At 73.2% G+C, this 25,246-nt stretch carries 23 protein-coding genes, 1 tRNA gene and 1 pseudogene; 13 read left to right on the forward strand and 12 right to left on the reverse strand.

From position 1 onward, the window contains the following. The first annotated feature begins 197 nt into the window (after positions 1-197). Both SCAB_RS05880 and SCAB_RS05885 read left to right on the forward strand, forming a co-directional pair. Positions 198-2,183: a helix-turn-helix domain-containing protein gene (locus tag SCAB_RS05880; RefSeq protein ID WP_041668916.1), complete on the forward strand. Its 1,986-nt coding sequence runs from the start codon at positions 198-200 to the stop codon at positions 2,181-2,183. 158 nt (positions 2,184-2,341) lie between these two features. Then, positions 2,342-3,184: a class II glutamine amidotransferase gene (locus tag SCAB_RS05885; RefSeq protein ID WP_012999131.1), complete on the forward strand. Its 843-nt coding sequence runs from the start codon at positions 2,342-2,344 to the stop codon at positions 3,182-3,184. Positions 3,185-3,300: 116 nt separating this feature from the next. Here SCAB_RS05885 and SCAB_RS05890 read toward each other — a convergent pair. Beyond that, positions 3,301-3,374: transfer RNA gene (locus SCAB_RS05890), tRNA-Pro, on the reverse strand. Between the two features lie 98 nt (positions 3,375-3,472). Between SCAB_RS05890 and SCAB_RS05895 the strand changes: the two genes are divergently transcribed. After that, positions 3,473-4,036 (forward strand): DUF309 domain-containing protein, encoded by a 564-nt coding sequence (locus SCAB_RS05895; RefSeq protein ID WP_041668917.1) that lies wholly within the window; start codon positions 3,473-3,475, stop codon positions 4,034-4,036. Here SCAB_RS05895 and SCAB_RS05900 read toward each other — a convergent pair. Then, positions 4,022-4,795 (reverse strand): sulfite exporter TauE/SafE family protein, encoded by a 774-nt coding sequence (locus tag SCAB_RS05900; RefSeq protein WP_012999133.1) that lies wholly within the window; start codon positions 4,793-4,795, stop codon positions 4,022-4,024. The two genes, SCAB_RS05895 and SCAB_RS05900, sit on opposite strands and share 15 nt — an antisense overlap. Positions 4,796-4,993: 198 nt before the next feature. Here SCAB_RS05900 and SCAB_RS05905 point away from each other — a divergent pair, with 198 nt between their 5' ends. The 3 genes from SCAB_RS05905 to SCAB_RS05915 are packed head-to-tail and all read left to right on the forward strand — an operon-like array spanning position 4,994 to position 6,628. Next, a complete protein-coding gene (locus tag SCAB_RS05905; RefSeq protein ID WP_041668918.1) occupies positions 4,994-5,803 on the forward strand; it encodes an alpha/beta hydrolase in 810 nt (269 codons plus the stop codon). A 53-nt stretch (positions 5,804-5,856) separates the two neighbouring features. After that, positions 5,857-6,132: a WhiB family transcriptional regulator gene (locus tag SCAB_RS05910; RefSeq protein WP_037725402.1), complete on the forward strand. Its 276-nt coding sequence runs from the start codon at positions 5,857-5,859 to the stop codon at positions 6,130-6,132. Positions 6,133-6,145: 13 nt separating this feature from the next. Next, the gene (locus tag SCAB_RS05915) at positions 6,146-6,628 is read left to right on the forward strand and encodes a Dps family protein (protein WP_012999136.1); all 483 of its coding nucleotides are present in this window, start codon (positions 6,146-6,148) and stop codon (positions 6,626-6,628) included. A 115-nt stretch (positions 6,629-6,743) separates the two neighbouring features. Here the strand turns inward: SCAB_RS05915 and SCAB_RS05920 are convergent, their stop codons facing one another. From SCAB_RS05920 to SCAB_RS05960, 10 genes and pseudogenes are all read right to left on the reverse strand, one after another. After that, positions 6,744-8,105 (reverse strand): amidohydrolase family protein, encoded by a 1,362-nt coding sequence (locus tag SCAB_RS05920; protein WP_012999137.1) that lies wholly within the window; start codon positions 8,103-8,105, stop codon positions 6,744-6,746. Between the two features lie 161 nt (positions 8,106-8,266). Next, a complete protein-coding gene (locus tag SCAB_RS05925) occupies positions 8,267-9,613 on the reverse strand; it encodes an NtaA/DmoA family FMN-dependent monooxygenase (protein WP_012999138.1) in 1,347 nt (448 codons plus the stop codon). A gap of 20 nt (positions 9,614-9,633) precedes the next feature. Beyond that, entirely contained in the window at positions 9,634-10,896 is a 1,263-nt protein-coding gene (locus SCAB_RS05930; RefSeq protein ID WP_041670405.1) for an LLM class flavin-dependent oxidoreductase, read from the reverse strand. 14 nt (positions 10,897-10,910) lie between these two features. Then, positions 10,911-11,790: pseudogene (locus SCAB_RS44475) on the reverse strand (GNAT family N-acetyltransferase). Positions 11,791-11,848: 58 nt separating this feature from the next. Then, entirely contained in the window at positions 11,849-12,883 is a 1,035-nt protein-coding gene (locus tag SCAB_RS05935) for an ABC transporter substrate-binding protein (protein ID WP_012999140.1), read from the reverse strand. Between the two features lie 77 nt (positions 12,884-12,960). Further along, the gene (locus SCAB_RS05940) at positions 12,961-13,746 is read right to left on the reverse strand and encodes an amino acid ABC transporter ATP-binding protein (protein WP_012999141.1); all 786 of its coding nucleotides are present in this window, start codon (positions 13,744-13,746) and stop codon (positions 12,961-12,963) included. Further along, complete coding sequence (locus SCAB_RS05945; RefSeq protein WP_012999142.1) at positions 13,743-14,729, reverse strand: amino acid ABC transporter permease; 987 nt, start codon at positions 14,727-14,729, stop codon at positions 13,743-13,745. The genes SCAB_RS05940 and SCAB_RS05945 overlap by 4 nt, the downstream gene beginning before the upstream one ends. A 420-nt stretch (positions 14,730-15,149) precedes the next feature. Continuing rightward, positions 15,150-16,064: a glutathione S-transferase C-terminal domain-containing protein gene (locus SCAB_RS05950; protein WP_041668919.1), complete on the reverse strand. Its 915-nt coding sequence runs from the start codon at positions 16,062-16,064 to the stop codon at positions 15,150-15,152. 418 nt (positions 16,065-16,482) lie between these two features. Then, positions 16,483-16,950 (reverse strand): potassium channel family protein, encoded by a 468-nt coding sequence (locus SCAB_RS05955; protein ID WP_012999144.1) that lies wholly within the window; start codon positions 16,948-16,950, stop codon positions 16,483-16,485. 3 nt (positions 16,951-16,953) lie between these two features. After that, positions 16,954-18,822 carry a glycoside hydrolase family 15 protein gene (locus tag SCAB_RS05960; protein ID WP_012999145.1) on the reverse strand — a complete coding sequence of 623 codons (1,869 nt, stop codon included), beginning with the start codon at positions 18,820-18,822 and terminating at the stop codon, positions 16,954-16,956. A gap of 336 nt (positions 18,823-19,158) precedes the next feature. Between SCAB_RS05960 and SCAB_RS05965 the strand changes: the two genes are divergently transcribed. From SCAB_RS05965 to SCAB_RS05995, 7 genes are all read left to right on the forward strand, one after another. After that, positions 19,159-19,458, forward strand: a complete 300-nt coding sequence (locus SCAB_RS05965) for a hypothetical protein (RefSeq protein ID WP_012999146.1) — start codon at positions 19,159-19,161, stop codon at positions 19,456-19,458. 106 nt (positions 19,459-19,564) lie between these two features. Beyond that, positions 19,565-20,731 (forward strand): NAD(P)/FAD-dependent oxidoreductase, encoded by a 1,167-nt coding sequence (locus SCAB_RS05970; RefSeq protein ID WP_012999147.1) that lies wholly within the window; start codon positions 19,565-19,567, stop codon positions 20,729-20,731. After that, positions 20,728-21,027 carry a (2Fe-2S)-binding protein gene (locus SCAB_RS05975; RefSeq protein ID WP_012999148.1) on the forward strand — a complete coding sequence of 100 codons (300 nt, stop codon included), beginning with the start codon at positions 20,728-20,730 and terminating at the stop codon, positions 21,025-21,027. The genes SCAB_RS05970 and SCAB_RS05975 overlap by 4 nt, the downstream gene beginning before the upstream one ends. Then, positions 21,017-22,456 carry an FAD/NAD(P)-dependent oxidoreductase gene (locus tag SCAB_RS05980; RefSeq protein WP_012999149.1) on the forward strand — a complete coding sequence of 480 codons (1,440 nt, stop codon included), beginning with the start codon at positions 21,017-21,019 and terminating at the stop codon, positions 22,454-22,456. Before SCAB_RS05975 ends, SCAB_RS05980 begins: the two co-directional genes overlap by 11 nt. 86 nt (positions 22,457-22,542) lie before the next feature. Then, positions 22,543-23,439: a dihydrodipicolinate synthase family protein gene (locus tag SCAB_RS05985; protein ID WP_012999150.1), complete on the forward strand. Its 897-nt coding sequence runs from the start codon at positions 22,543-22,545 to the stop codon at positions 23,437-23,439. A 25-nt stretch (positions 23,440-23,464) separates the two neighbouring features. Continuing rightward, the gene (locus SCAB_RS05990) at positions 23,465-24,466 is read left to right on the forward strand and encodes a proline racemase family protein (RefSeq protein WP_012999151.1); all 1,002 of its coding nucleotides are present in this window, start codon (positions 23,465-23,467) and stop codon (positions 24,464-24,466) included. Positions 24,467-24,509: 43 nt separating this feature from the next. Continuing rightward, the gene (locus SCAB_RS05995; protein WP_012999152.1) at positions 24,510-25,220 is read left to right on the forward strand and encodes a GntR family transcriptional regulator; all 711 of its coding nucleotides are present in this window, start codon (positions 24,510-24,512) and stop codon (positions 25,218-25,220) included. Positions 25,221-25,246 lie beyond the last annotated feature (26 nt).

The raw sequence follows: 25,246 nt of genomic DNA on the forward strand, positions 1-25,246 counted from the left end.
GGCGGTCATGACCATGGCGGGCCGCGCGGGAGCGTGGGTGTCTCAATACGAGACAGTGCGCGCGGCTTGCCGGACGGCCGCTGTCCGGGGTACGGCGACGGTCCGCGCCCCTCCGGGCGGGCGGTGCGGGCGACCTGACGGAGTCGCGCGGACGGACGCCACCTTATCGATCTCGCCGGGGTAGCGTCAGTGCTGTCGTGACTACCGCGGAGCGCCTACCCGTCCACCCTGCCCTGGAATCGCTGGGCAGGGCCCGCGAGTTGTTTCTGATGGGCCGCCAACTGCCCGACGGTGTACCGGAGGAGATCGCCGCCTCCTGGCGGCGCGCCCGGTTCCTCGGCCTGCGCCACGACGGGCCGGGTCCGGCCGGCGACGCGGCCCGCGGGTCCGCCGCCGCACCGCGTGAGGCCGTACGGCGTGAGGGGTGCCACCTGTTGTCCGCCGCGCGGCCGGTGCTCGAACGGCTGGCCCCCGTCGTGGGCGCCGGGCGGGCGGCGCTGCTGCTGACCGACGAACGGCTGCGGGTGCTGTGGGCGACCGGACGCGCGACGGGCGCTCCGTGCCGCGAGGACCTCTCCGAGCAGGTGGCCGGTAACAACAGCGCCGCGCTCGCGCTGCGCACCCGGCGTCGCGCCGAGGTGCACGGTCCCGAGCACTTCCTCGATCTGTGGCAGGACGTGTCGGCGGTCAGCGTGCCCGTGCTCGCGCCGGAGACCGGGCGGGCCGTGGGCACGGTGACGGTCACCACCGCACTCTGCGCCGACCGGGGCCCGCATCCGTGGGCGTCCCTCGCGGAGGCCGCCGCCGGCGCCGTCGAGGCGGAACTGCTGGCCCGGTCGCGGCCGGCCGAGCGGGTGCTGCTGGACGCCTATCTGCGGGCCTCGCGGGAGCCGCGGCGGGCGGTGGTCGCGCTGGACGGCCGCAACCGTCTGGTCAGCGAGGCCGCGGGGCGACTGTTGTCACCGGAGGGGCTGGACGCGCTGGAGCGGAGCGTGGTCGCGCTGCTGCGGGACGGGGCCGGCGAGGGGAGGTTCCCGGCGGCGGACCTCCCGGATTCGGCGAGGCCGGGAGGCCCGGTGGCGGCCGAGGCCGGCCGGGCGGCGGGCACGGCACGGTCCGGTGCGGGGTGGGCGTCCGCGGCGGTGTCCGCCGGGGGGCCCGGAGCGGAGTTCGCCGGGGGGCCCGAAGCGGCCTCCACGGCGTGGTCGGCGGCCGTCGCAGGGGCCGGTGCGCCCGCTCCGGTGTCCGTGACCGCCGGTACCCCGGGCTCGTACCGCGTGCGGCTGCCGGACGGCGTGCGGTGCTCGGCGAAGGTCTCCCCGGTGACGCACCGGGGGTCGGTCATCGGGGCGGTGGCCGTGCTGGAGCCGCTGGGAGCCGCCACCACCGTGCCGCCGCGGCGGGGTGCCGTGGCGCTGGCCGGGCATTCGGTGCCCTGGCGGCACGCGGTCGGCCGGGCGACGGAGCTGGCCCGGTCCCCCGAGCCGTTGCTGCTCGTCGGCGAACGCGGCACCGGGAAGACTGCGCTGGCCCGCGAACTGACCCCCGAACTGCTGGTCGTCGACGCGGCGGAGGGCGAACTCGGTTCCGTGCTGCACGCGTTGAGGGAAGGCCACGCGCTCCTGATCCGCCATGTGGAGCGCCTCGCCCAGCCCGACCTCGCGACCCTCAACTCGCTCCTCGCGGCGCAGCCGGGGACACCGCTGCTGGCCACCTACACCCCCGGAACCCCGCTCGGTCCCTGCCTCCAGCGCTTCCTGGACCGGCTGGCCGCCCGCTCGGTCACCCTGCCCGCGCTGCGGGAACGGCCGGAGGACGTCCGGGATCTCCTGACGGCCGTGGCCCCGAAGCCCGGGCCCGGTCAGCCGCCGCTCACCTGGACACTGGACGCCCTGCACGCCCTGGAGCGGCATCCGTGGCCGGGCAACGTCACCGAACTCGTCCATCTGGTAAGGGCCTTGGCCGAACAGCGGCGCGTGTCCGGGCCCGTCCGCCGCGCCGAACTGCCCGATCCCGTCCGCGAGGGGCCCGCGGCGCGGCGCCTGAGCCCCATGGAACACGCCGAACGCTCCGCGATACTGGAGGCCCTGCGCCGCAACGGCGGCAACAAGGCCCGTACGGCGGCGTCCCTGGGCATCGCCCGCGCCACGCTGTACCGGAAACTGCGGGAGTACCGGGGCTAGGCCATGTCCGCGACGGGGCCGTGGTGCGGTCCGGCGGGACGTCGTGTGGCGATCAACGGGTGGCCGCCCGACCATGGGGATGCGGGTATCACCCATACCCCTCTTACAGCCCGCCCGCTCGCCCCTTGTCACCCCGTTCTCCAGGAAGGTGGGAGCCGATGTGCAGGTGGCTCGCCTATTCGGGAACGCCCGTCCTGCTCGACACGATCCTCTACCGCCCGGAGCACTCCCTGATCGATCAGAGTCTGCACTCCAAGCTGGGGGTCGAGACCACCAACGGTGACGGGTTCGGCATCGGCTGGTACTCGCCCGACCTGGAGACGCCCGCGGTCATCCGCGACATCGGTCCGGCGTGGAGCAACCGCAATCTGCGGGAGATCTCCGACCATGTCCGCTCCCCGCTGTTCTTCGCCCACATCCGGGCGTCGACCGGTACCGCGGTGCAGCAGACCAACAGCCACCCCTTCCGCCACGGCCGCTGGATGTGGATGCACAACGGCGCGATCGCCGACTTCCACCGGCTCCGGCGGGACCTCTCCCTGGCCGTCGCCCCGGAGCTCTTCGCCGACATCGAGGGACAGACGGACTCCGAGCTGATGTTCTACCTGGCGCTCACGTTCGGTCTGGAGCAGGACCCGCCGGGCGCGGTCGCGCGGATGGCCGGGCTGGTGGAGCGGGTCGGCCACGAGCACGGGGTGGAGTTCCCGCTGCAGATGACGGTCGCCGTGACCGACGGAGAAGGGCTGTGGGCCTTCCGTTACTCCAGCCAGAAGCAGTCGCGCTCGCTGTTCTACAGCACCCGGGTGGACACCCTGCGCGCGCTCCACCCCGACCTGTCGTTCCTGCGGGAGGTCTCCGACGAGACCCGTCTCATCGTCTCCGAGCCCCTGGGCGACATGCCCGGCGCCTGGAACGAGGTCCCCGAGAGCAGCTATGGCGTCGTCCGGCCCGGCGAGGACGTCCTGCACTCCTTCGCCCCGCTGGTTCCCCAGGCCGCGTAGCCGCGCGGTGCGGCCCGGCCGGCCTTTCCGGCCCCGCGGCCGGACATGCGTCAGGGGCCGTGGCGGAATGCTCCACCACGGCCCCTGATCTGCGACTTCACGAGGACTTCGCAAAGTCGGGACGACAGGATTTGAACCTGCGACCCCTTGACCCCCAGTCAAGTGCGCTACCAAGCTGCGCCACGTCCCGGTGCGCTGCCCGCGGTGACCCGCGTGATCGCGCACTGAGAACTTTACCGTACGTCGGCCACTGCCCCGCCGCCGGTGAGGCGGGGGGACAATCGGGGGATGAGCGGTACGGCGCGGGACGGGACGGCAGCAGGGCGGGACCGGGACGAGGAGGGGCGGGCGCGCAGCGCGCGGCCCCGGGACGGGCTGGGGCGCCCGTTGCCGTACGGGGCACCGGGGGTCGAGCGGCAGCCGGAGGGAGTGGTGCGGGCTCCGGAGGAGACTGTCGTCGAGGCGCAGGCGCTGCTGGACGCGGGGAAGCCGTTCCACGCGCACGAGGTCTTCGAGGACGCCTGGAAGTCCGGGCCCGACGAGGAGCGCGCGCTCTGGCGGGGTCTCGCCCAGCTCGCGGTGGGTCTCACGCACGCGGCGCGCGGGAACGCCAAGGGCGGGGCCCTGCTGCTGCGGCGCGGGGCCGGGGCCGTCGAGGAGTGGGGTGCCGCGAGCGGACGGCCGCGGCCCCACGGGGTGGACCTGGCCGGGGTGGCGGCCTGGGCCCGGCGGCTGGCCGGTGTCGTGGAGCGGGACGGCCGTGCGGTGGACGCGGGGGCCTCGGCTCCCCGGTTGCGCCGTACGGACACGGCGCCGGAGTCGTCCGCGGCGAGCCCTTCAGCGGAGCAGTAGCTGCAGGCCGCCCACGACCGTGGCCGCGATGACCAGTTGTTCGAACAGCTTCTGGTTGATGCGGTGCACCGCCCACTTGCCGAGGAGGGCGCCCGGGACGACGAAGAGGGCGAGGGCGGCGTCGAGCAGCAGGGAGTGCGCGTCGATGAGGCCGAGGCCCACGCTGAACGGGACCTTGGAGACGTTGACGATGAGGAAGAAGAAGGCCGATGTGCCGAGGAAGCCGAGCTTCCGGAAGCCCGCCGAGAGCAGGTACATCGACATCACGGGGCCGCCGGCGTTGGCGACCATGGTGGTGAAGCCGCCGAGGACACCGTAGGAGCGGGCCTTGACGCGGCCGGCGCGGGTGGTGACGGCGTCGGGCTCGTCGTCGTGGTCGACCGTACGCCGGCGCCATACGGTGACGGCCGCCATCAGCAGCAGGATCGCGCCGATCGAGGTGCGGACGATCCGGTCGTCGGCCCGGATCAGGAAGAGCGTGCCGAGGACGACACCCGCGCCGACCGCCGGGAAGAGCTTCCACAGGGTGGGCCAGTGGGCGTGCCGCCGGTAGGTCAGGACGGCGAGGACGTCACCGACGATGAGGATCGGGAGCAGCACGCCGGTCGAGGCACGGGCGGGCAGGACGGCCGCGAAGATCGCCAGACTGACCGTGTTGGCACCGCTGACGGCGGTCTTGGAGAAGCCGACGAGCAGGGCCGCGAAGGCGAGGGCCGCGAACTCGGCCGTGGACAGGTGCCAGAGAGTCATCGTGTTCATGCGGGGTCCGATGCTATGCGCACCTATCGGCGGGCGACAGGACCGTCTCGCCAGTCGGCCCCTCCCCCGCCCGCGTCCGGGATCCGGCGGTCGCCGCGCCGCTCAGGGTCCTGGTTTCGCCCCGGTCGGCCCATGGACCATCGTCCGACGGGCTGGCAAGATCCCCCGGGTACCTTCACCGACGCAGTTGGAGGAGTCATGGCCGACTCGCGCGAGCACAGCTTCGCCGGTACGCGGGGCGGTGTCACCGCACGGGAATGGCCGTGCGAGGGGGCGCGCTGTGTCGTGCTCCTGGTGCACGGCTACGGGGAGCACATCGGCCGGTACGAGCATGTGGCCGACGCCCTGGTGCGGCACGGCGCGGCGGTGTTCGGCCCCGACCACATGGGGCACGGCAGGTCGGCGGGCGAGCGGGTGCTGATCGAGGACTTCGAGGACGTCGTCACCGATGTCCGCGCGGTCGAGGTGCTGGCCAGGGACGCGTATCCGGGTCTGCCGGTGGTGCTGATCGGCCACTCCATGGGCGGGCTGATCGCCGCGCGGTACGCCCAGCGGTACGGGGCCGGGCTCGCCGCGGTCGTGCTGTCCGGGCCGCTGATCGGGATCTGGGAGCCGCTGCGGGCGCTGCTCGCGGCGCCGGAGGTGCCGAAGGTCCCGCTCGACCCGAAGCTGCTCTCCCGGGACATGGCGGTCGGCGCCGCGTACGCGAACGATCCGCTGGTGTGGCACGGCCCGTTCAAGCGGCCGACGCTGGAGGCGATCCACCGGGGCCTGGAGACGATCTCGAAGGGCGGGCCGGTCGGCGCCCTGCCGCTGCTGTGGCTGCACGGCGACGACGACCGGATCGTGCCGCTGTCCGGCAGCCGTACGGGGATCGAGGAGTTCCGCGGCGCCGAGTGGACCGAGCGGATCTATCCGGGTGCCCGGCACGAGGTGCTGAACGAGACGAACAAGGGTGAGGTGCTCGCGGACGTGAAGGCTTTCGTGGACGCCGCGCTGGGGCGCTGAGTCGCTGCCTCGCACCGCGTTTCCCCTCGTGCGACCCGGGCACCCGGGCCCGCATGGAGTGGTTGCGGAGAGCGGCCTGCGTGGGAGAGGACCCCGAACTGTTCTTCCCCGTGGGCACCACAGGGCCGGCGCTCGACGAGGTCGCCGCCGCCAAGCGTGTCTGCGCCCGCTGCCCGGTGCGCCGCGAGTGCCTGAACTGGGCGCTCGGCAACGGGCAGACGGCCGGCGTGTGGGGCGGCATGGGCGAGGAGGAACGCACCGAACTGCTCCGCAGAGCCGGGAGCGCCGACGCCGCCCGGCACGAAGCGTTCGCGGGTACGAAGCGATGAGGAGCACTGCGCAATGACGATGGTGAGGAGCACCCTTCCCGAGCCCGCCCGGCGGATCGCCGGTGACGCGCTGCAGGAGAGCCTGGTGGATCTGCTGGGGCTCTCCCTGATCGGGAAGCAGGCCCACTGGAACGTGGTGGGGCCGCGGTTCCGTTCGGTCCACCTGCAGCTCGACGAGGTGGTGTCCGCGGCACGGGCGTTCGCCGACCAGGTCGCCGAGCGCGCGGCGGCGCTCGGGGTGGCCCCGGACGGGCGGCCCGAGACGGTGGCCGCCCGGTTCGCCCTGCCGGGGCCGAAGGACGGCTGGCTGCGGGACACCGAGGTCGTGAGGCTGCTGGTGGAGGCGCTGGAGACGGCGATCGGGCGCCTGCGCGAGCGGATCGAGGCCGTGGAGGAGGCCGACAAGGTCACGCAGGACCTGTTGATCGCCGTCACCTACGAGCTGGAGAAGCAGCGCTGGATGTTCGAGGCCGAGAACTGGCCCCGCGAGGACTGACGGCCGGCGGAGGCCGACCGCCCGGCGGGCGGGTCTCCCGCGCAACGGCCGGGCCGCCGGGGTTCCCGCACCGTAGGGTGCGGGAACCCCGGCGGCCCGGCGTGTCGGTGGTCCCTCACGCGTCCGGTTTCCGCGCCGCCACGGCGGCCAGCAGTCGGTCGCGTGACTCCTCGACCAGACGGCGGGCCCGGCCGACGTCGGCGAGCAGCTTGCCGTCGCGCTTGTGGACCACTCCGTCGACGATGACCGTCTCCACGTTGGAGACGTCCGCGCAGAGGGTCACGGCCGCCACCGCGTCGTGCACCGGCGCCATGTTGAGGGCGGTGGCGTCGAGGGCGACGACGTCGGCCCGCTTGCCGGGGGTCAGGGAGCCGGTGCGGTCCTCCACTCCGGCCACGTGGGCGCCGTTGAGGGTGGCCATCTCCAGCATCTGACGTGCCGTCAGCATGGTCTTCGGCACCGGCAGGTTGGAGTGCCAGCAGTCCGCGTTGACCCGGCCCCGTTCGGCGCCGAAGGCGGCCCGGATCTGGGTGAACATGTCGCCGGGCACGGTGGTGACGACGTCGACGCTCAGGGACGGCCGCAGCCCGTGCTCCATGGCCTGCATCACGGGCGGCCAGCCGTGGCCCATCTGGGTCTCCACCTGGGCGGCGACGGAGACCGTGCCCCCGCTGTCGGCCACCATCCGCCACTCCTCCTCGCTGAGGTGACAGCAGTGGACGTAGGTGGTGTCGGGGCCGAGCAGTCCCAGCCCGCTCAGCTGCTTGACCATGCCGAAGCGGCCGGCGAGGCGGCCCATGGCCACGTGCACGGTGATCGGGAGGTCCAGTTCGCGGGCGAGACCCCATTCCCGGGTGACGACCTCGTCCTTGCAGAAGCCCGGGCCCCGGGTGGCCAGGGCCATGGTCAACAGGCCGTCGCCGGAGGCGAAGTAGCGGTCGCGGACCCGGCGTACGTCGTCGCCGGGTACCGCGATCGCGCTGTCGAACCAGTAGTCGGCGAGTGAGGTGTTCGCGCTGCCGTACGCGTACTGGGCCCGGATCCCGGTCTCCGTCAGCGCCTGGATCGCGGCGTCCGGATGCTCGGGCGTGTTGTTGATGTGCGACCAGTCGACGAGGGTGGTGATGCCCGCGTTCAGGCACTCCAGGGTGCCGGCCAGGTTGCCGGCGTACACGTCCTCGGGGGTGTAGACGGGCGCGAAGGTGTCGAGCACCTCGACGAAGTAGTCGTCGAGGGTGGCGTCGGGGGCGCAGCCGCGGATCGGCGCCTCCCAGGTGTGGCGGTGGGTGTCGACGAAGCCGGGGATCACGATCCGGCCGGTCATGTCGAGCACCTCGGCGTCCACGTCCGCGTCGATCTCGCGCCGGACCGCCGTGATCGTGCCATCCTCGATGAGGACGTCACCCCGGGGCAGGTCGCCGATGTCCGGATCCATCGAGACGACATGGCCCGCGCGCAGGAGCATCCGTTCGGTCATCGCCGTTCCTCCCAGAGGTGGGTCCGCATGCAAACTGACGGTACGTCAGTATGCGGCGGGTTCGCGGAGGGTTCGCGTGACCCGGCCGACGACGATCGGCCGCTCCCCCGGCCCGGCGGTGCTCGATGCGGCTCCGCCGGGCAGGGACCCGGGCGCCGGGGTCAGGCGGGGGTGTCCAGGCCGAGGTGGTCGCGGAGGGTCGGGCCCTCGTAGTCCGTGCGGAAGACGCCCCGTTCCTGGAGCAGGGGGACGACCTTGTCGGCGAAGGGGTCCAGGCCGGTGGGAGTGATGTGCGGGACGAGGATGAAGCCGTCGGCGGCGTCGGACTGCACGTACTCGTCGATGGTGCGCGCGACCGTCTCCGGCGAGCCGACGAAGTTCTGGCGGTTTCCGGTCTCGATGACGAGGTCCCGGATGGACCAGTTGCGGGCGGCGGCCAGCTCCCGCCATTCGCGGGCGGTGGCGAGCGGGTCGCGGTACATGCGCACCTGGGCCCGGCCCTTGGAGATGTGCGTGTCGCCGACGTCCGGGTCGATGTCGGGGAGCGGGCCGTCCGGGTCGTAGGAGGACAGGTCACGGTTCCAGACGAACTCCAGGTGCTTGAGGGCGGTGGCGCCGCTGACCTGGAGCCGGCGTACCTCCCTGGCGAGTTCCTCGGCCTCGGCGTCGGTGTCACCGAGGACGAAGCTCGCGGCGGGCAGGATCAGCAACTGGTCGTGGCGCCTGCCGTACCGGGCGAGACGGCTCTTGACGTCGGTGTAGAAGGCCCGGCCCGCGTCCAGGCTCGCGTAGCGGCTGAAGATGGCGTCGGCACCGGCGGCGGCGAACTCGCGGCCCTCGTCGGAGTCGCCCGCCTGGAAGATCACCGGACGGCCCTGCGGCGAGCGCGGGACGTTGAACCGGCCCTCGATGTCGAAGTGCCGCCCCGAATGGACGAAGGCCCCCGCCTTGGCGTCCCGCAGGAAGACCCCCGTCTCCCGGTCGGCGACGATCTCGCCCCCGTCCCAGGAGTCGAAGAGTTCGTTCGCCGTGGCCAGGAACTCCTTGGCGCGGGAGTAGCGCTCCTCCTGCGGCAGGAAGCCTCCCCGGCGGAAGTTCTCGCCGGTGAAGGCGTCCCAGGAGGTGACGACGTTCCACGCGGCGCGCCCGGCGGAGAGGTGGTCGAGACTGGCGAACTGGCGGGCCACCTCGTAGGGCTCGTTGAAGGTGGAGTTGATGGTGCCGGTCAGTCCGAGACGGTCGGTGACGGCGGCGAGCGCGGCGAGGACGGTGAAGGTGTCGGGTCGGCCGACCACGTCCAGGTCGTAGATCCGTCCTCCCTGTTCACGCAGGCGCAGACCTTCCGCGAGGAAGAGGAAGTCGAACTTGGCGCGCTCGGCGGTCCGCGCGAAGTGGGCGAAGGAGCTGAACTCGATGTGGCTGCCGGCCTCGGGATCGCTCCACACGGTGGTGTTGTTGACGCCGGGGAAGTGGGCGGCCAGATGGATCTGCTTCAGGGGCTTGCTCATGGCGGTCGGTCTCCTCCGGCTCAGACGGTCGCGGTCGGTGCGGCGGCGTAGCGGTTCGCGGGGCGGGGCAGCCCCAGCAGGCCGCGCAGGGTCCCGGCCTCGTAGGCCCGGCGGAAGACGCCGCGCCGCTGCAGTTCGGGCACCAGGCCGCGGGTGATCGCGGGCAGGTCGTGGCCGAGGACGGCGGGCCGCAGCCGGAACCCCGTCAGACCGGCGGACGCCAGGTCCTGGAGGAGGTCCGCCAGTTGAACCGGTGTACCGGTGAAGACGCGGGCGTCGCTCGTGTACGGCTCCCCGGCGAGCGCGTCGAGGCGGTCCCGTCGGGCGGCGGCCGCCGCCGGGTCGTCGTCGAGGAACACCACGAGGTCACCGAAGACGTGCAGGGGCTCGTCGGCGCGTCCGGCGGCTCGCTGCTCCGCGCGGATCCCGGCGACGATCGCTCGTGCCTGGCCGGTGTCGTGCGGCGTGACGTATCCGACGTCGGCCTGGCGGGCCACCAGCCGGTACGGGACGGTGTCGTGGGCGAGGGCGGTGACGAGGGGCTGGCCCTGTGGGGGGCGGGGGGTGATGGAGGGGCCCTTGACACTGAAGTGGCGGCCCTCGAAGTCGATGTAGTGCAGTTTGGCGCGGTCGATGAAGCGGCCGGTGGCGACGTCCCGGATCTCCGCGTCGTCCTCCCAGCTGTCCCACAGCCGGCGCACGACCTCGACGTGGTCGGCGGCCTCGTCGAACAGCTCGGCCACCAGCTTCCGGGCCTCCGGGCTGTCGTGGGCCTCGATGCGCGGGATCGTCCGGCGGCCGAAGTGGGCGGCCTCGTCCGGCCGGGCCGTGATCTGCACCCGCAGACCGGCGCGGCCGGAGCTGACGTAGTCGAGGGTGGCGATCGCCTTGGAGATGTGGAAGGGCTCGGTGTGGGTGGCCACCACGGTCGGCACGATGCCGATGTGCCGGCTGAGGGGGGCGATCCGGGCCGCGACGAGGACGGCGTCCAGCCGGCCGCGGAGCCGGTCGGTGCGCTCGTCCGGCTCCAGGACGTGCGAGGACTGCGGGCCGAGGCCGTCCTCGATGGTGACGAAGTCGAGCAGTCCGCGTTCGGCCTCGGCCACGAGGTCGGCCCAGTAGCCGGCGGTGAACACCTCGCGGGGGCGGGCCACGGGCTCGCGCCAGGAGGCGGGATGCCATCCGGTGCCGTCGAGGGCGACGGCCAGGTGCAGCGCGGACGGTGTGGACCCGGGGGCGGCGGCGGAAGAGTCGGCGGAGGGGAAAGACGCTGCTGGGGACACGGGTGGGTGCCTTCCTAGGAAGTTCGTACGGCCCTGTCGCGGGGCGCTCCGGGGCTTCGGACCGCCACGGTCGTGGAGCGGCGGCGCAGGGTGAAGCCGATGGACTCGTAGAGCCGGATCGCGGTGACGTTGTCCGCGGCGGCGTGCAGGAAAGGTGTCTCGCCGCGGTCGCGGATGCCGGCGGCGACGGCGCGGACGAGCCGGGTGGCGAGGCCCCGGCCGCGGTGATGCGGATCGGTGCAGACCGCGCTGATCTCGGTCCAGCCGGGCGGGTGGATCCTCCCCCAGCCTCCGGCCGGGGGGGACCCCCATCTCGCTTCGCTCGCCCGCCATGGCGATCAGCCGTCCCCGGTCCCGGATGCCGAGACAGGTGCCCAGTTCGACGGTCCGCTTGAGGAAGGGGCCCGGCGCGGTACGGGCGACCAGGTCCAGGATCTCGGGGACGTCGGCGGGCCCGAGCCGTACCGCTTCGGGCGCGGGTTCGGCCCGGAGCCCGGTGTCCACCAGCTGGACGCCCTGTCCACCGCCGACCACCTCCCAGCGGTCCGGCACCTCCTGGACCGGCTTGATCCGTACGACGGTCCCGGCTCCGACGAGCGTGTGCAGATCGGCCCAAGCGGCCGGGTCCGCGGGGGCGGCGAGGGCGGCGAAGTCGTAGACGTCGGCCGGGTAGCGGGCGGCGCGACCGTTCCGTTCGGTGAACCGGGCGTGCGGTCCGTCGAGGGAGACCCAGACGGCGTTGTCGAGGACGGGATTGTCGAGGGCGGGGCCGGGGACGACGGGGCCGGGGACGGCGGTGGCGGCGAGGACGGGGTCGACGCCGGGTGCGAGGACGGAGACGGCGGTGGGTGCGGGCGGGGCTCCGCCTCCGTGGAGATGGGTCGGGTACGTCACGGAGGCGGAGCCCCTTTCTCGCCCGGCAGGTCTGTCGGGCGGTTTTTCCGACGAAGCGTCAGGAGTTGGTGAGGGGCAGACCCGGCGGGTTGACCTCGGACTTCTCCACGGATTCGTTGGAGAGGTTCCATGCCTTCAGCCAGTCCGCGTACTGCCCGTTGTCGATGAGGTAGTTGATCGCCTCGGCGAGCGGTTCGGCGAGACCGCTGTCCTTCTTCGCGGTCGCGGCGATCAGGCCCTGGAGGCTCTCACCGGCACCGGAGAACTGGCCCGCGATCCGGGTCGCCTGGGGCGTGCCCTCGGTCTTTGCCGCGTGGTAGGCGAGGTTGGGGCTCGGGCCGAAGTAGGCGTCGATCTTGCCGCTGCTCAGCGCCAGGTAGAGGCTGTTGGTCTCCTGGAAGTACTTGACGGTGAGGGGCTTCTTGCCCTCCTTCGCCAGCTTGGCCTTCCACTCCAGGAGGATCTTCTCCTGGTTGGTGCCGTTGCCGACGGAGACCGTCCGGCCGGCGAGGTTCTCGTAGTCGCCGTCGAAGCTCCAGTCGTTGTCCTTCTTCGTCTCGAAGGCCAGGTCGTCCTTGCGGTAGGAGGCGAACTCGTACTTCTGCTTGCGCTCCTCCGTGTCGGTGATGTTGGAGAAGCCGACGTCCACCTTGCCGCTGTCGATCCCGATGAACAGGTTCTCCCAGGTCGACTGGCGCACCTCGGGTTCGAGGCCGAACACGGCGGCCACCAGCCTGGCGAGGTCGGGCTCGGAGCCCGTGACCGTCTTCTGGTCGCTGCCGATGAAGCCGAGCGGCGGGCTGCCGGACGGCAGCGTGCCGGATCCGATCACCAGCTTGCCGCTCTTCTCGAGCGCGGCGGGCAGCTTGGCGCTGATGGACTTGACCTCGGAGACCTTGATCTTGGTCTCCTTGGCCGCGCCGTTGGACAGCTGTCCGACGGTGACCGTGCCGGCGGGGGCGGATCCCGCCTTGGTGGCGGCCTCGGTGTCGCCCCCGCAGGCGGTGAGCCCGGTGGCGAGGGTGGCGGCGGCGGTCGCCGCGGTGATGCCGCGCAGCAGGCTGCGCCGGGAGAACCGGGTGTGCGTGGGCATGACTGTCCTTGTCGTGAAGAGAGGTGGTGACGGTTGTCGTGGGGGATGTGGGGGGAGGTCTGAGGGGGCGGGTGCGGTCAGAGGACCTTGCTGAGGAAGTCCCTAGTCCGCTCGTGCTGCGGCTTGTCCAGCACCTCCGCGGGCGGGCCCTGTTCGACGATCCGGCCGCCGTCGATGAAGACGACCCGGTCGGCGATCTCCCGGGCGAAGCCGATCTCGTGGGTGACGATCACCAGCGTGGTGCCGCCGCGCGCCAGGTCCTTGATGACGGCGAGGACCTCACCGACGAGTTCGGGGTCGAGGGCGGAGGTCGGTTCGTCGAAGAGGATGACGCCGGGGCGCAGGGCGAGGGCGCGGGCGATGGCCACGCGTTGCTGCTGCCCCCCGGACAACTGCCGCGGATAGGCGTCCGCCTTGTCGGCGAGGCCGACCCGGTCCAGGAGTTCACGGGCGAGGTCGTCCGCCTGCGCCCTGCCGAGCTTTCCCGTGGCCACGGGTGCCGCGGCCACGTTCTCCAGCACGGTGAGGTGCGGGAAGAGGTTGAAGTTCTGGAAGACGAAGCCGATCCGGGAGCGCTGGGCGAGGATCGCCCGCTCGCTCAGCTCCTTCAGCCGGTCGCCCTGCCGTCGTACGCCGATCAGCTCGCCGTTGACGCTGACGTGCCCGATCTCGGGCTTCTCCAGATGGTTGACGACCCGGAGCAGCGTGGACTTGCCGGAGCCGGACGGGCCGAGGATCACGGTGACCTCGCCGGGCCGGACGGTGAGGTCGACGCCGTTGAGGACCCGGTGGGTGCCGTACCACTTGTGCACGTCGTGGATCTCGACGGTCGCGGCCGTCCGGTCGAGCGTCGCGGCGGTCATACGGCGGCCTCCTTGCGGATGCGGGCGCGGAGGCCGGTGACCCCGGTCCGCAGTTTCTGCAGCGGGGTCGGCGGCAGGGTGCGGGTGGCGCCCCGCGCGTAGTACCGCTCGACGTAGAACTGGATGACGGAGACGACGCTGGTGAGGATGAGGTACCAGACGGTGGACACCAGCAGCAGCGGCACGATGTCGCCGGGGTAGGTGGAACCCATGGCCTGCGCGGTGCCGAAGAGGTCGAGCAGCGACACGTAGAAGACCAGGCTGGTGCTCTTGATCAGGCCGATCAGCTGGTTGACGTAGTTCGGGGTGATCGAGCGCAGTGCCTGCGGGAAGACGATCCTGCGGAACTGGTAGCCCTTCGGCAGGCCGAGTGCGGAGGCCGCCTCGTGCTGGCCCTGGTCGACGGAGAGGATGCCGCCGCGGACGACCTCGGCGGCGTAGGCCGCCTCGTTGAGGCTGAGGCCGATGACGGCGACGGCCATGTCGGTGGCGAGGCGCGACTCGTCGAAGGTGAAGAAGGCGGGGCCGAAGGGGACGCCCAGACTGAGGGTCTGGTAGAGGGCGCTGAAGTTGTAGAGGAAGAGCAGGACGACGATCAGCGGGATCGACCGCAGGGCCCAGATGTAGACCCAGCTGACCGAGCGCAGGACCGGGCTGTCCGAGAGCCGGGCGAGGGCGAGGAGGATACCGCCGATCAGGCCCAACACCGCGCTGTAGGCGGTGACTTCGAGGGTGATGAGCAGACCGTCGAGGATCGTCGGCCGCAGGAACCAGTACGCGAAGCGGTCCCACTGGTAGAAGGGGTTGGAGACCAGGCCGTGGACGAACTGGGCCGCGAGGACCAGGACCACCGCGGTGGCGATCCAGCGGCCGGGGCGGCGCAGCGGCAGTACCCGCTGGGCGGCGAGGTGTTTCGCCGGGGTGTCGGGGGCGGGCGGCGGCGCCTCGGTCAGGGACAGGGCGGTGCCTGGGGGTTCACTCATCAAGGGCTCCGGAAGAGTGTCGAAACCCCAGGCGACGCAGGCGACTTCGGCCGTACGGGCGGAGGGACCGCTCGACGTACACAGGGCACGGAAGACACACGGATGCGCACGACACCGGGGCCGGCGGTGAGAGGCGGACCGCTGGTGCGGTGCCTCAGGGGTTCGGAAGAACCGTCAGCCTCGACGGGAGCGCGGCGCCGGGCGACCCGGACCGCGCGCTAGCGTGCGCTACAGAGTGCGCTGTTGACCCGGAGCAGATCGACGGCGCGATCGGCGCAGAGCAGCACGCGGCCCTGGCGGCGCCATGCGGCCGTCCTGGGGGTTGCGTACATGTCCGTCACCATCGTTCTTCCGGCCCGGGGGGCCTCGTGCTCGTCGGGTGTCCGTAAGTAACTCAGGCCCGGTATGCGGCTGTCAACGTCAGTCCAGCACATGGGACGCCTGTCCGTCTGCCGATACGCCCTGGTCCGGGACGTGGGAGGCCCAGTCCAGGATCTGTACGGCGGCGCCGGCCGCCTCCAGACCCCGACAGTGCGCGTGGTGGCGCAGGGCGATGCCGGTCAGGTCGAGGTGGGGCCCGAAGGCGGGGTGGGCGGTCAGGCGCCGCGCGTACGCCCACAGATGCGGGTGGTCGGCCACGCGGTGCACGGCGCCGGCGTCCAGGTGCCAGCGGTGCACGGTGTCCAGCCGCACCAGGGCGACCCACAACTCGACGTCGGCGACGGTGAGTTCACCACCGAGGACGTACTCCTGCCGGGCGAGCCGGGCGTCCAGCGTCCGCAGGGTGCGCAGCAGGGAGCCCAGTGCGTCGCGGCGCTCCGCCTCGTCGGCGTCGGCACGGCCGGCGCGCTGGGCGGCGCCGTCCATGCCCTGCGCACAGAGACGTGCGACGCCCTCGATCTCGGCCTCCGCGCCCTCCGGGTACAGCACCGCGCGGCCGCCGCCGAAGCGCCGGGCGAGGTCGCGCATGATGTCGGGGGCGTGGGTGCTGACGATGCGTCCGGACCAGTCGTCGCTGAGCACCGGCGCCACGGCCGCCCCGGGGTAGCGGTGCGCGCTCGCCTCGTACAGCGGGCGCAGCGCGGAGTGCTCGCCGTCCGGGCCGTCGGGGACGGCGGGCAGCAGGGTCACGGGGCAGACGTCCGCCAGTCCGAGGAGGCTGTGGACGACCGCGATGCGCAGGGCGCCCGGACAGGACAGCGACAGGTGGAGCCGGTAGCGGCCCGGCACGGCGTAGTGACCGCTCCGGGCGTCACAGCCGATCCGGCCCCGGAAGACCGGCAGGGGCCGCGGCGACGGGACGGCGTTCAGGGCGTGGACGGGCATGGCGGACATGTGTCTCCCCGGGTTCTCGGGCGCGGCCGGACGAGCGCGCGGTGACGCGGCGGCACGGTTCGCGGTGCGGTGGTGTGGCGGTGGTGACGCGAGTACACGGACACGCGAGCGGCGGGGCGGGGGCCGCGTCAGCGGGCCGGACGGGCTCGGGTGGGCTCGGACGGGTCAGCCGAGGCCGAGGGGGCTTCTCGCGCTGCAGACGCGCAGCAGGTCGATGTGCCGGCGGGAGGTCAGCAGAAGGCGCTGCCGGCGTGCGCGCGGTACACGAGTGACCACCGGCTCCAGGCGCCCCATCATTCCCTATCTGTCCACTAGGAAATACCCCACCTGGAGTGTCGAGCCGGCCGCGGCGCACGTCAAGAGGATGCCCGCCATATGGTCACGACGTCCGAGGGGTGGACTCCCTGGACGGCGCCGGTCACTCGCCGCCCCTCCTGGCACCGAGCAGCCGTTCCAGCCGGTCGAACCGCTCGTGCAGGGCGCGCACGGTTTCGTCGCCCACCTCATGTGCCCTGTGGGCGAGTTGATGCCGCTTCTGTTCCCGGCCCACGAACCAGGCGGCGATGGCGGCGGTGACCATGCCGTACGTGGTGATGCCGACGACCATGACGACCGCGCCGACGATCCGGCCCCAGAACGTCACCGGGTAGAAGTCGCCGTACCCGACGGTCGTGGCCGTCTCGACGGACCACCACAGGGCCTTCGGGTACGAGGTCAGGTTGGCGCGGGGCGCGCCGTCCTCGGCGACGGTGACGGCCCAGGAGCCGAGGAGCATCACCACCGCGAGCACGACGGTGGCCCCGCCCGCCGCCCGCAGATGGAGGGGACGGCCCCCTTCGCGGCCGAGCAGCAGCTCCACGGCCCTGGTGAGGAACCCGGGCAGCACCGCTCACCCCTCCTTCTCGGCGGGCGGCGCCTTCGGGTTCTCCCGGCGGGCGTGCGGGGCGTGACGGTCCAGCTCGTAGGCCACCCGGATCAGCGGGACGTGGGTGAACGCCTGCGGGAAGTTGCCCAGTTGGCGACGGGCCCGGGGGTCGTACTCCTCGGCGAGCAGGCCGACGTCGTTGCGCAGGTCCAGGAGCCGCTCGTACAGGGCACGGGCCTCGTCCTCGCGGCCGATCAGCAGCAGGGCGTCCGCGAGCCAGAAGGAGCAGGCCAGGAAGGCGCCCTCGCCGCCGCTGAGGCCGTCCGGCGAGTCGGCGGCGCCCGCCGAGTAGCGTGCCACCAGCCCGTCCGTGAGCAGTTCGCGCTGGACGGCCTCGATGGTGCCGATCACCCGGGGGTCGTCCGGCGGCAGGAACCCGGTCTGCGGGATCTGCAGCAGCGCGGCGTCGAGTTCGCGGGAGCCGTACGACTGGGTGAAGGTGCCCCGCACCGGGTCGAAGCCCTTCTCGCAGACCTCGCGGTGGATACGGTCCCGCACCGCCCGCCACCGCTCCAACGGACCGGGCCGGGAGTGCGCCTCGGCCAGCCGGACCGCCCGGTCGAAGGCGACCCAGCACATCACCTTGGAGTGGGTGTAGTGGCGGGGGGCACCGCGCATCTCCCACAGCCCCTGGTCGGGCTCGGACCAGGCCCGTTCCAGGTGTTCCAGGAAGACCGCCTGGAGGGAGACCAGGTGCTGGCGCGGACGCAGTCCGCAGCCGATGGCCAGATGGATGGCCTCCATCACCTCGCCGGGTACGTCGAGCTGCCGCTGCCCGGCGGCCGCGTTGCCGATCCGCACCGGGCGCGAGCCCTCGTACCCCGGCAGCCAGTCGGCCTCCCACTCGGTGAGCCGCCGCTCCCCCGCGATGCCGTACATGATCTGCACGTCCTCGGGCCGCCCGGCCACCGCCCGCTCCAGCCAGGCCCGCCACGCGTCCGCCTCCGCCTTGAAGCCGCTGCGCAGCAACGCCTCCAGCGTCATCCCCGCGTCCCGCAGCCAGCAGAAGCGGTAGTCCCAGTTGCGCACGCCGCCGATCTCCTCGGGCAGCGAGGTGGTCGGGGCGGCGACGATGCCGCCGGTCGGCTGGTACGTCAGGGCCTTGAGGGTGATCAGGGAGCGGGCGACGGCGTCCCGGTAGGGCCCGTCGTACGTCAGTCTGCGCAGCCAGCGGCGCCAGTACGCCTCCGTGCCGGCCAGCGCCTCGAACGCGTCCACCTCCGGCGGCGCGGGCAGATGGGAGGGGTGCCAGGTCAGCACGAAGGGCACCTTCTCGCCCGCCGAGACGGGGAAGACGGCGGTGTGGGCCGTGCCGTGGGCGACCGGCCGGACGGGGGTGCGCAGCCACACCGACTCGGGCCCCGCGGTGCCCGTCAGATGTCCGTCGCGCCGGCGCATCCAGGGCACGACCCCGCCATAGTCGAACCGGAGCCGCAGGTCCATGCGCATGTCGACGGTGCCGGAGAGGCCCTCGACGATGCGGACGACGCTGGGGGCGCCGGTCTTGCGGCACGGCATGAAGTCGACGACCCGGACCCGGCCGCCGGCCGTCTCCCATTCCGTCTCCAGGACGAGCGTGTCGTCCCGGTAGCGGCGGTGGGCGCGGGGGCCGTTCTCGTCCGCCGGCGCGATGCGCCAGCGCCCGTTGTCCTCGTCGCCGAGGAGGGCGGCGAAGCACGCGGGCGAGTCGAAGCGCGGGAGACAGAGCCAGTCGACGCTGCCGTCCTTGCCGACGAGGGCGGCGGAGAGGAGATCGCCGATGAGGGCGTAGTCCTCGATACGGCTGGGCCCGGTGCGGGGGTCGACGCGGGGGCCGGGGGCGGGGTCTGGCATGGGGTCAGTGTCGGGGGGCCGCGGGTGCGGGGCATGCGGGGCGGGGCGTTCGAGGTGCCCTCGTGGCGTCGTGTCCTCTCGTCGTCGGGGTGGCCGGGCGGCCGGTGCCACGCGCTCGCGCGGGGGAGGACTGTCCGGGAGTCGATCCGGTACTCGGCCGGACGGGTGACCGCGGGTGGTGTCCGGGAGCGTCGGTGCGCGGTTCTTCATCTTCCGGACGGCCGACGGCCACACCACGGCAGGGACCGCTCTCCGGCGCGGTCGGAAGCTGCCGGGCACACCGTCGTCCCGCGCGGGACGACGGCCCGGTGAACGGCTCACGGAAAGGACCGGCTCTTGAACGACTCGCAGACTCCCCCGGCGGTTCCCCCGGCCGAGCGGATCCGCACCCTCGCGGACATCCTCTCCGGAAGGCTCACGGTGCGGGACGCCGCACACCACCACGGCCTCCCGGTGCGGGTCGTCGAGCGGTGGCTCGAGGAGATCCCGGTGGCAGCACCGACGGACCGCACGGCACGGGCGGGACGGCCGGCGCGGGCGCCCGACGACGGGATCACCCCGGCCCGGACGGGCCCGCGCCCGCTCCCCCGCTGCCGGATCGTCGTGGACGAGATGGTGCAGGGGCTCGGACTCTGACGCTGCTTCCGGCCGGGGGCGCACGCCTCGCGTCGGGCGATCGGCGGCGGTCTTCCAGGGCTGCGGCGGCCTTCCAGGACTCAGCACCATGTGACATAGTACTGATGTGACCGAGCGACTGACCTGCGACGTCGTGGTTGTCGGAGCGGGAATGGTGGGCGCGGCCTGCGCCCTGTACGCGGCCCGGGCGGGCCTGGACGTCGTCGTGGTGGACCGCGGCCCGGTGGGCGGCGGCACGACCGGCGCCGGTGAGGGCAACATCCTGGTCTCCGACAAGGAGCCCGGCCCGGAACTCGAACTCGCCCTGCTGTCCCACCGCCTGTGGGCGGAACTGGCCGCCGAGCCGGAGCTGGGAAAGACGTTCGAGTACGAGGCGAAGGGCGGACTCGTCGTCGCCTCCGCCACGGCGGGACTCGCCGCGCTGGAGCGGTTCGCCGCCGGGCAGCGGGCCTCGGGAGTGGAGGCGGTGTCCGTCCCCGCGGACCGGCTCCCCGACCTGGAACCGCACCTGGCGCCCGGTCTCGCGGGCGGTGTGCACTATCCGCAGGACGCCCAGGTCATGCCCACCCTGGCCGCCGCCCGTCTCCTGCGGGCCTCCGGCGCCCGGCTGCTCACCGGCCGGACCGTGACCGAGGTACTGCGCGCGCCGGACGGTGCCGTGCGCGGCGTGCGGACCGACCGGGGCGACGTCCACTCCCCGGCGGTCGTCAACGCGGCCGGGACCTGGGGCGGGGAACTGGCAGCGCTCGCCGGGGTCACCCTCCCCGTCCTGCCCCGCCGCGGCTTCGTGATCGTCACCGAACCCCTGCCACCGAGGGTGCGGCACAAGGTGTACGCCGCCGACTACGTGGCCGACGTGGCCAGCGACTCGGCGGCACTGCAGACCTCCCCGGTCGTCGAGGGCACGGCCGCGGGCCCCGTGCTGATCGGCGCGAGCCGCGAACGGGTCGGCTTCGACCGGTCGTTCTCCCTGCCCGCGGTCCGCGCGCTCGCGGCGGGCGCGACCCGGTTGTTCCCGTTCCTGGAAGAGGTGCGCGCGATGCGGACGTACACGGGCTTCCGGCCCTACATGCCGGACCATCTGCCCGCGATCGGGCCGGACCCCCGGGCCCCTGGCCTGTTCCACGCGTGCGGCCACGAGGGCGCCGGGATCGGGCTGGCCACCGGGACCGGACGGCTGATCGCCCAGGTACTCGGCGGCGGACCGCCCGAGCTGGACCTCGGACCGTTCCGCCCGGACCGGTTCGAGGCGTACGAGGGGGAAGCGGCATGAACCCGCTGGAACTGGCGGGGGCCGCGCCCGGCCCCGCCTTCACCGTCACGCTCGACGGACGTGCCGTGGAGGCCCTGCCGGGGCAGACGGTCGGGGCGGCGCTCTGGGCCGCCGGGGTCACGTCCTGGCGGACCACCCGGGGCGCGGGCCGCCCCCGGGGCGTCTTCTGCGGCATCGGCGTGTGCTTCGACTGCCTGGTGACCGTCAACGGCCGCCCCAATCAACGGGCCTGCCTGGTCCCGGTCCGGCCGGGCGACACGATCGGCACGCAGGACGGGACGGGCCATGAGCACTGAGCCGGCATCCCCCCGGCTGGCGGTCGTCGGCGCCGGTCCCGCGGGCCTCGCCGCGGCTCTGGCAGCGGCCGGAACGGGCGTACGGGTGACGGTGCTCGACGCCGCCGAGGCACCCGGCGGACAGTTCTACCGGCAGCCCGCGGCCGGGCTCGGCGCCCGGCGTCCGCGGGCGCTGCACCACCAGTGGCGCACCTGGCGGCGGCTGAGCGAGGGCCTCGACCGGCAGATCGCCGCCGGGCGGGTCACCCATCTCCCGGACCACCATGTGTGGTGCGTGGAGCGGCACCCCGACGGCTCTCGGCCCTTCACCGTCCACGCCCTGCTCGGCCCCGCCCAGGAGCGGCCCGTCGAGGTGCGCGCGGACGCCGTCCTCCTCGCGACCGGCGGCTACGAGAAGGTGCTGCCCTTCCCCGGCTGGACGCTGCCCGGTGTGGTCACCGCCGGGGGCGCGCAGGCCATGCTCAAGGGCTCCCTCGTGGTGCCCGGCCGTACGGCGGTCGTCGCGGGGACCGGGCCGCTGCTGCTGCCGGTGGCGACCGGGCTCGCGGCGGCGGGCGTCACGGTGGCCGCGCTGGTGGAGTCGGCGGACCCGAGGGCCCTGGCACGGCGGAGCGGAGCGCTGGCGGGCCGGGCGGACAAGCTCGTCGAAGGGGCCGGGTACGCGGTGGAGTTGCTGCGCCGCCGGGTGCGGACCCTCGTGCGGCACACGGTCGTCGAGGCGCACGGCGCAGACCGGCTGGAGGCGGTGACCGTCGCCGCGCTCGATGCCGAGGGGCGGGTCCGGCCCGGCACCGAGCGGCGCATCCCCTGCGACACCCTGGCCGTCGGGTACGGCATGCTGCCGCACACCGACCTCGCCGGGACGCTGGGCTGCCGCGTCGAGCCCGACGGAACGCGCGTCCGGGCCGACGACGAGCAGCGCACCGACGTGCCGGGGGTCTGGGCGGCGGGCGAGACCACCGGGATCGGTGGCGCGGCCCTCTCCCTGGCCGAGGGCCATATCGCCGGACGGTCCGCCGCCGCCCGTCTCCTGGGCCGGGTGCCGGACCCCGGCGAGTGGGCGGAGGCCGCCGGGTCCCGTGACCGGCTGCGGAAGTTCTTCGAGGTTCTCGACACGGTGTACGTCCCACCGGCGCGCTGGGCCGAGCGGGTCACCGACGCCACGGTCGTCTGCCGCTGCGAGGAGGTCACCGCCGGGGCGGTCCGTGAGGCCGTCGGGGAGCTGGGCGCGGGGGATCTACGGACGGTCAAACTGCTGACCCGTGCCGGGATGGGCTGGTGCCAGGGCCGGATGTGCGGGCCCGCGGTGGCCGGGATCGCCGGCTGCCCGCAGACCGCGACCCGGCTGCCGCTCGCGCGGCCTGTCCCGCTGGGCGTGCTGGCCCGCGCGGGGCGCACCCCCGAGGAGGACCACGACGGATCCCCCTGATCCCCCTGGTCCACCGGCACCCTGCCACGGCGGTCACACCGACCGTCCCTCAGTACCATGTCACACTCCACGGAGAGGGAATCCCCATGACCACCACCGAGAACCGTCCCTGGCGCGGTGTCCTCGTCGCCACCGCGCTCCCCCTGCGCGACGATCTCTCCGTCGACCTCGACGCCTACGCGGAACACTGCGCGTGGCTGGTCGAGAACGGCTGTGACGGCGTCGTGCCGAACGGTTCGCTCGGCGAGTACCAGGTGCTGACGCCCGAGGAGCGGATCAAGGTCGTCGAGACGGCCGTGGCCGCGATCGGCGGCGCGCGCGTGATGCCGGGGGTCGCCGCGTACGGCTCCGCCGAGTCCCGGCGCTGGGCCGAGCGGGCACGGGACGCGGGCTGCGCGTCGGTGATGCTGCTGCCGCCGAACGCGTACCGCGCCGACGAGCGGTCGGTGCTCGCGCACTACGCGGAGGTCGCGAAGGCGGGCCTGCCGGTCGTGGCGTACAACAACCCGATCGACACCAAGGTCGACCTCGTCCCCGAACTGCTCGCCAAGCTGCACGGCGAGGGGTACATCCGGGCCGTCAAGGAGTTCTCCGGCGATGTCCGGCGGGCGTACCAGCTCGCCGAACTGGCCCCGGACCTGGACCTGTTGATCGGCGCGGACGACGTGCTGCTGGAGCTGGCGCTCGCGGGCGCCAAGGGCTGGGTCGCGGGATACCCGAACGCCCTGCCGGCCGCGACGGTGGAGCTGTACCACGCGGCGGTGGACGGCGACCTCGCGACGGCCAAGGGACTGTACGAGCAGCTGCACCCGCTGCTGCGCTGGGACTCCAAGGTCGAGTTCGTCCAGGCCATCAAGTTGTCGATGGACATCGTGGGCCGGCCCGGGGGACGCTGCCGCCCGCCCCGGGTGGAACTGCTGCCGGAGCAGGAGGCCGTGATCCGGGCCGCCACCGAGAAGGCCGTCGCCGCCGGCCTCGCGTAACCACGACGGAAAGGAGGATCCGGACATGCGTAGCAAGATCGTCCTGCACGCCGTCGACTCGCACACCGAGGGGATGCCCACCCGGGTGATCACCGGCGGGATCGGTACGATTCCCGGCGCCACCATGAACGAACGACGGCTGTGGTTCCGTGAACACCGCGACGACGTGAAGCAGTTGCTGATGAACGAACCGCGCGGCCACGCGGCGATGAGCGGGGCGATCCTGCAGCCGCCGACCCGGCCCGACTGCGACTACGGCGTCGTCTACATCGAGGTCTCCGGCTATCTGCCCATGTGCGGCCACGGCACCATCGGCGTGGCGACCGTGCTCGTGGAGACCGGCATGGTCGAGGTCGTCGAGCCGGTCACGACCATCCGGCTGGACACCCCGGCGGGCCTCGTCGTCGCGGAGGTGGCGGTGGAGGACGGCGCGGCGAAGGCGGTCACCCTGCGGAACGTGCCGTCGTTCGCCGCCGGCCTCGACCGCGAGATCAGGCTCGCCGACGGTCGGACGGTGACCTACGACCTCGCGTACGGCGGCAACTTCTACGCCATCCTGCCGCTGGAGCGGTTCGGCCTGCCCTTCGACCGCGCCCGCAAGGACGACATCCTGCGCGCCGGGCTCGCGCTGATGGACGCCGTCAACGCCGAGGAGGAGCCCGTCCACCCGGAGGACCCGTCGATCCGCGGTCTCCACCACGTCCACCTGTACGCCCCCGGGGCCACCGCCCGGCACTCGCGCCACGCGATGGCGATCCACCCCGGCTGGTTCGACCGCTCCCCCTGCGGCACGGGCACCAGCGCGCGCATGGCACAGCTGCACGCGCGCGGCGAACTGCCCCTGCACACCGAGTTCGTGAACGAGTCCTTCATCGGCACCCGGTTCACGGGGCGGCTGCTCGGCGAGACCGAGGTGGCGGGCGTCCCGGCCGTGCTGCCCAGCTTCACCGGCCGCGCCTGGGTCACCGGCACCGCCCAGTACCTGCTCGATCCGTCCGACCCGTTCCCCTCCGGATTCGTCCTCTAGGATTCCGGGACTTCAGGACTCCAGGAGAGACCGCATGCCCCCCATGGCCTCGCAGCGCACCGGCGCCCCGTCCGCCGCTGCCGCCGCTCCCCCGGGCCCGGCCCTGCCGGTGCTCGGCGGCAAGAAGAGCAGCTACCGCGAGCGGGTCGCCGACGCACTGCGGGCCGCGCTGATCGCCGGTGAGCTGCGGCCGGGCGAGGTGTACTCCGCGCCCGCGCTCGCCGCGCGCTTCGGTGTCTCGGCGACGCCGGTGCGGGAGGCCATGCTGGATCTGGCCAAGGAGGGCCTGGTCGACACCGTGCCCAACAAGGGGTTCCGGGTCACCGCCGTCACCGAGAGACAGCTCGACGAGTACACCCACGTCCGCTCGCTCGTCGAGATCCCGACCACCGTCGGCCTGGCCCGGACCGCCGACCCGGTCTCCCTGGAGGCGCTGCGGCCCGCCGCCCGGGAGATCGTCGCCGCCGCGGCCGCCGGGGACCTCATCGCCTACGTCGAGGCCGACACCCGCTTCCACCTCGGTCTGCTCGCCCTCGCGGGCAACGCGCACCTCGTCGAGGTGGTCGGTGACCTGCGCAAACGCGCCCGCCTCTACGGTCTGACCGCGCTCGCCGAGTCCGGCCGGCTGCTCTCCTCCGCGCAGGAACACCTGGAGCTCCTCGACGCCCTCCTCGACCGTGACGAGGCCGCCGTGCACGCCGTGATGACCCGCCACCTCGGACATGTGCGCGGAATGTGGGCCGCCCACGACTGATCGGCCTCGGCGCGCATGGCAAGGGA

The organism is Streptomyces scabiei 87.22, from assembly GCF_000091305.1.
In the GTDB taxonomy this organism is placed as follows: Bacteria; Actinomycetota; Actinomycetes; order Streptomycetales; family Streptomycetaceae; genus Streptomyces; species Streptomyces scabiei.

What these genes read in the sequence shown, in the direction of transcription:
- SCAB_RS05995 (WP_012999152.1), top strand. Translation starts at nt 24,510, where the DNA reads ATGGCCTCGCAGCGCACCGGCGCCCCGTCCGCCGCTGCCGCCGCTCCC.
- SCAB_RS05980 (WP_012999149.1), top strand. Translation starts at nt 21,017, where the DNA reads ATGAGCACTGAGCCGGCATCCCCCCGGCTGGCGGTCGTCGGCGCCGGT.
- SCAB_RS05975 (WP_012999148.1), top strand. Translation starts at nt 20,728, where the DNA reads ATGAACCCGCTGGAACTGGCGGGGGCCGCGCCCGGCCCCGCCTTCACC.
- SCAB_RS05990 (WP_012999151.1), top strand. Translation starts at nt 23,465, where the DNA reads ATGCGTAGCAAGATCGTCCTGCACGCCGTCGACTCGCACACCGAGGGG.
- SCAB_RS05945 (WP_012999142.1), bottom strand. Translation starts at nt 14,729, where the DNA reads ATGAGTGAACCCCCAGGCACCGCCCTGTCCCTGACCGAGGCGCCGCCG.
- SCAB_RS05905 (WP_041668918.1), top strand. Translation starts at nt 4,994, where the DNA reads ATGGCCGACTCGCGCGAGCACAGCTTCGCCGGTACGCGGGGCGGTGTC.
- SCAB_RS05985 (WP_012999150.1), top strand. Translation starts at nt 22,543, where the DNA reads ATGACCACCACCGAGAACCGTCCCTGGCGCGGTGTCCTCGTCGCCACC.
- SCAB_RS05895 (WP_041668917.1), top strand. Translation starts at nt 3,473, where the DNA reads ATGAGCGGTACGGCGCGGGACGGGACGGCAGCAGGGCGGGACCGGGAC.
- SCAB_RS05915 (WP_012999136.1), top strand. Translation starts at nt 6,146, where the DNA reads ATGACGATGGTGAGGAGCACCCTTCCCGAGCCCGCCCGGCGGATCGCC.
- SCAB_RS05885 (WP_012999131.1), top strand. Translation starts at nt 2,342, where the DNA reads ATGTGCAGGTGGCTCGCCTATTCGGGAACGCCCGTCCTGCTCGACACG.
- SCAB_RS05950 (WP_041668919.1), bottom strand. Translation starts at nt 16,064, where the DNA reads ATGTCCGCCATGCCCGTCCACGCCCTGAACGCCGTCCCGTCGCCGCGG.
- SCAB_RS05925 (WP_012999138.1), bottom strand. Translation starts at nt 9,613, where the DNA reads ATGAGCAAGCCCCTGAAGCAGATCCATCTGGCCGCCCACTTCCCCGGC.
- SCAB_RS05935 (WP_012999140.1), bottom strand. Translation starts at nt 12,883, where the DNA reads ATGCCCACGCACACCCGGTTCTCCCGGCGCAGCCTGCTGCGCGGCATC.
- SCAB_RS05900 (WP_012999133.1), bottom strand. Translation starts at nt 4,795, where the DNA reads ATGAACACGATGACTCTCTGGCACCTGTCCACGGCCGAGTTCGCGGCC.
- SCAB_RS05960 (WP_012999145.1), bottom strand. Translation starts at nt 18,822, where the DNA reads ATGCCAGACCCCGCCCCCGGCCCCCGCGTCGACCCCCGCACCGGGCCC.
- SCAB_RS05910 (WP_037725402.1), top strand. Translation starts at nt 5,857, where the DNA reads ATGGAGTGGTTGCGGAGAGCGGCCTGCGTGGGAGAGGACCCCGAACTG.
- SCAB_RS05940 (WP_012999141.1), bottom strand. Translation starts at nt 13,746, where the DNA reads ATGACCGCCGCGACGCTCGACCGGACGGCCGCGACCGTCGAGATCCAC.
- SCAB_RS05920 (WP_012999137.1), bottom strand. Translation starts at nt 8,105, where the DNA reads ATGACCGAACGGATGCTCCTGCGCGCGGGCCATGTCGTCTCGATGGAT.